Source organism: Micromonospora sp. NPDC049257 (genome assembly GCF_040678915.1).
Classification (GTDB): Bacteria; Actinomycetota; Actinomycetes; order Mycobacteriales; family Micromonosporaceae; genus Micromonospora; species Micromonospora antibiotica.
The window spans coordinates 283,685-287,764 of sequence record NZ_JBFAQU010000001.1 but is presented as its reverse complement, the minus strand read 5'-3'; the positions used below and the strand labels follow the sequence as shown (position 1 = coordinate 287,764).

The 4,080-nt window shown below is 70.6% G+C and carries 3 protein-coding genes; 2 read left to right on the top strand and 1 reads right to left on the bottom strand.

Features of this window, described 5'->3' with window-relative positions; genetic code table 11:
• The coding region (locus AB0K25_RS01145) for a tetratricopeptide repeat protein (protein WP_363817670.1) at nucleotides 1–452 on the bottom strand (452 nt) is incomplete at its 3' end.
• A 370-nt stretch (nucleotides 453–822) separates the two neighbouring features.
• On the opposite strand from AB0K25_RS01145, the gene AB0K25_RS01140 reads away from it, so the two are divergent.
• Nucleotides 823–3,081, top strand: a complete 2,259-nt coding sequence (locus AB0K25_RS01140; protein ID WP_363817667.1) for a CHAT domain-containing protein — start codon at nucleotides 823–825, stop codon at nucleotides 3,079–3,081.
• A partial coding sequence (locus AB0K25_RS01135) for a tetratricopeptide repeat protein (RefSeq protein WP_363817664.1) occupies nucleotides 3,071–4,080 on the top strand: 1,010 nt, incomplete at its 3' end. The genes AB0K25_RS01140 and AB0K25_RS01135, both read left to right, overlap by 11 nt.

Sequence of the window (4,080 nt, the reverse complement as noted above, 5' to 3'; positions counted from 1 at the left end):
CGCTGGATGGGGAGGGCCTGGTGGTAGTACTCCAGGGCCCGCTGCCGATCCCCCAGGCTGTCGTACACGCTGCCGATGCTGGTGAGGGTGGCGGCTTCGCCGGCCCGGTGGCCGGCCTGTTGGTACAGGGTCAGGGCCTGCTGGTAGTCCTCCAGCGCCGGCCGGGGTCGGCCGGTCGACGACCGCGCCCAGCCACGCTGGTGGAAGGGGCTGGCGTCCGGGCCCAGGGTCAGGGTCGCGGTGGCCATGGCCTCTACAGCGGCGAACCGCGAGGTACGCAGCCACACCCGACACACCCGGGAACCGACATCCCGGGCGATCACCGGCTGCCGACCGGCCACCGCGAGCCGGTGCACCTCGACCCACCGGGCAACGGTGACCGCCGCAGTGGGAGTGACGGGTCGGAGTCGTGCTGCTTCCCGATCCTCGATCCCCGACTCCACCTCGGTCATCCTGATGCTCCTTGTTGCCGACGCGGTCGCCACCGGACCGTGGCACCACCCGGCGGGCGGCAGCGCATCGGTCGTGAACGTTCTTACCCCCGATGGCAGGGAGCCGGTCAGTAAGTCGGAAAGTCGTCACCCGAGCCGGGTTCACGAAGCGGTCGCGCGACGCGAAGGAAACGTACAGTAGCCACCCAAGGTCCACCGTCGATCACCTGGCCGGGCCGGCGGTGGGCGGCCTCGGACCGGCTTGACCAGGCGCATCAGGGGAGACGTGGTCATGGAAAGCGCCACAGTGGAGGTGTCCGGGGCGCGGGCCGCGAGCTGGGCGGCGGAGCTGCGGGCCGGACTGACCTGACCACCATGACGGGGATGGCAGATGAGTACCTTCGACCTGGAGGTCTTCGAGCAGACCTCCAACCACTACGAGCTGCGGCTGTCCGCCGACGGCCAGCCACCCCGGGTCCGCAGCCTGGACCGGGCCGCGGTCGACGAGCTGATCACCCTGGTACGCCGCGACTACAGCACCGACGCCACCGCCTACAAGGTGTACGGCGCGACCCGGCTGGCCGAGCTGGGGACCCGGCTGGCGGAGTTCCTGGACGGCGACGAGCGGTGGCTGACCCCGATGCTGGCCCATCCCGCCGGAGCGGTGTTGCGGATCACCGCCGAGCAGCGGCTGCGGCACCTGCCATGGGAGTTGCTGGCCCAGGAGGGGGCCTTCCTGACGGTGGCCGGGCGGGCACCGCTGTTGCCGGTCCGGACGGTCGGCGACCACGCGGCGTTGACGGGCCCGGTCGTGCCGGGCAACCGGCCGTTGCGGGTGCTGTTCATGGCGGCCTCGCCCGAGGGTGTGGAGCCGGTGCTCAACTTCGAGGCCGAGGAGGCGGCGATCCTGGCCGCGACCCGACGCACCGGCACGGATCTGGTGGTGGAGGAGAGCGGCACCCTGGAAGGGCTGCGGTTCCTCAGCCGCGACTACGGGCCCGGCCACTTCGACGTGCTGCACCTGAGCGGGCACGCCACTACCGACGGTGGGAAGCCGGTCTTCCTCCTGGAGGACGAGTTCGGCGCACCCACCAGGGCGACGGCCGACCAACTCGCCGAGGCGATGCAGGGCCACTGGCCGAGGCTGGTGTTCGTCTCCGGTTGCCTGACCGCCGACGCTCCGGAAGGCGGGGTGTTTCCGTCGATGAGTGAGAGTCTGGTCGCCGCTGGTGCCCCTGCGGTGCTGGGCTGGGCGCTGCCGGTCGGGGACATCTCCGCCACCGACTTCGCCGCCGCCCTCTACCGGGCCCTGGCCGACGGCGGGTCGTTGGACCGGGCCATCGTCGAGGCACGCCGTCACCTGTTCCACGACAAGAAGAGCAGCTACTGGCATCTGCTCCGGGTCTACGCCGACCGGTCCCCGCTGGCCCCCATGGTCACCCCGCTGCACACCAAGGGCCGCAAGCGGTTGCAGGTACGCGCCGCCGACCAGCAGTTCCTGGACCCGCAGACCCAACTGTCCCGGGTCGCGTCCCGCGCCGAGTTCGTCGGCCGACGGCGGGTGATCCAGCGCTGCCTGCGCGCCCTGCGGCAACCCGCCGACACCCCCGGCGCGGCCCAGGGCCTGCTGCTGGCCGGCATGGGTGGGCTCGGTAAGAGCAGCCTCGCCTCCCGGCTCCTGGAACGCATGCCTACCCACCAGCGCGCCGTCTGGTACGGCCGGGTCGACGCCATCAAGTTCCGCGAACTGATCGACAAGGTCCGCTTCGACGACGTCGACCAGAGGACCGAGGCCGCCAAACTCCTCGACAACGAGCAACTCCCGCTTCCGATTCGGCTGCGGTACCTGCTCGACGTCGACGGGCCGCTCGGCGGGACGCCCTGCCTGTTCGTGTTCGACGACTTCGAGACCGGCAACCTCGACGCCCGCGACGACGGCAGCCGGGTCCTCGCCCCGGCCATGGCCGAGATCCTGCCCGCCCTGCTGGCCGCCATCCGCGACACCGGCAGCCCGAGCCGCGTCGTCATCACCAGCCGCTACCGCTTCCCCACCCCGGCCGGCACCACCCTCGCCGTCGAAGCGTTGGAAACCCTCACCCCCGTCGAGCAGACCAAGAAGACCGCCAACCTGGCCAACCTGCGCCCCGAATCCACGATCAACCCCGTCATCCGGACCCGGGCGATCGAGGCCGCGGCCGGCAACCCCCGCCTGCTCGACTGGCTCAACCGCATCGTCGGCGACGCCGCCCTCGACGTCGATGGCCTGCTCGCCGCCATTGAGGGCGAAGCCGACCGGTTCCGCCGGGAGACTGTCCTCGCCGACAACCTGCTCGACTCCCAACCCCTCGAACTGCGCCGCATGCTCGCCCGGGTCAACGTCGTCGAACTCCCGATCCCCGCCGCCACCGTCCACGCCCTGCACCAGCATCCCGACGCCGCCCGGCACCTCCAGCGGGCCGTCGAACTCGGTCTGCTCGAAGAGGGCATCGACCCCGAGACCCACCAGCCCCGCTACTTCGTCTCCAACGTCCTGCACCCGCTCGTCCGCCCTCTGCTCACCGACGACGACTACACCGAGGCGTGCGCCGCCGCCGCCCGGTCCCTCTACCAACTCTGGGTCCTCGACTCCACCGCCGCCGATGGCCACTGACCCGCGATTCCTCGCCCGCTGGGTCGAGGTGCACCGGCTCGCGGTCGCGGGCCGACAGCCGGAGATCGCCCGGGACGCAAGTAACCGGGTGTGCCGGACGTGGCTGAGCACCTCGCGGTTCGCCGCCGTCGAGGCCATGGCCACCGCGACCCTGACCCTGGGCCCGGACGCCGATGCCTTCTACCAGCGTGGCTGGGCGCGGGCGTCGACCGGCCGGCCCCAGCCGGCGCTGGAGGACTACCAGCAAGCCCTGATCATGTACCGGCAGGCCGGCCACCCAGGCAACGAAGGCGTCACTCTCAACAACATCGGCAACGTCTACCACAGCCTGGGGGATCGGCGGCAGGCCTTGGACCATTACCACCGGGCCCTGCCCATCCAGCGGGAGGCGGGTGACCGGGCGGGCGAGGCCGTAACCCTGAGCAACATCGGCGGCGTGCACATCAGCCTGGGGGATCAGCGGCGGGCCCTGGAGCACTTCCATCAGGCCCTGCCGATCCACCGGGAGGTGGGTAACCGGGCCGGTGAAGCCGCCATTTTGCACAACATTGGCAGCGTGTACGACCGCGTGGGGGATCGGAGGCGGGCCCTGGACTATTTCCGTCAGGCTCTGCCTATCCGGCGGGAGGTGGATGATCGGGCCGGTGAAGCCATCACCCTGAACAACGTCGGGAGCGTGTACGACAGTCTGGGGGATTGGCGGCAGGCCCTGGACTATTTCCATCAGGCTCTGCCCATCCAGCGGGAGGTGGATGATCGGGCCGGTGAAGCCGTCACCCTGAACAACATCGGCACCGTGTACAACGGCTTGGGGGATCGCCAGCGGGCTCTGGACTACTTTCACCGGGCTCTGCCCATCCGGCGGGAGGTGGGTGATCGGGCGGGCGAGGCCGTCACCTTGAGCAACATCGGCACCGTGTACAACGGCTTGGGGGATCGCCAGCGGGCTCTGGACTACTTTCACCGGGCTCTGCCCATCCGGCGGGAGGTGGGTGATCT

Bases quoted from the DNA above. Each gene is read 5' to 3' on its own strand.
- AB0K25_RS01140 (WP_363817667.1), top strand. From the start codon at position 823: ATGAGTACCTTCGACCTGGAGGTCTTCGAGCAGACCTCCAACCACTAC.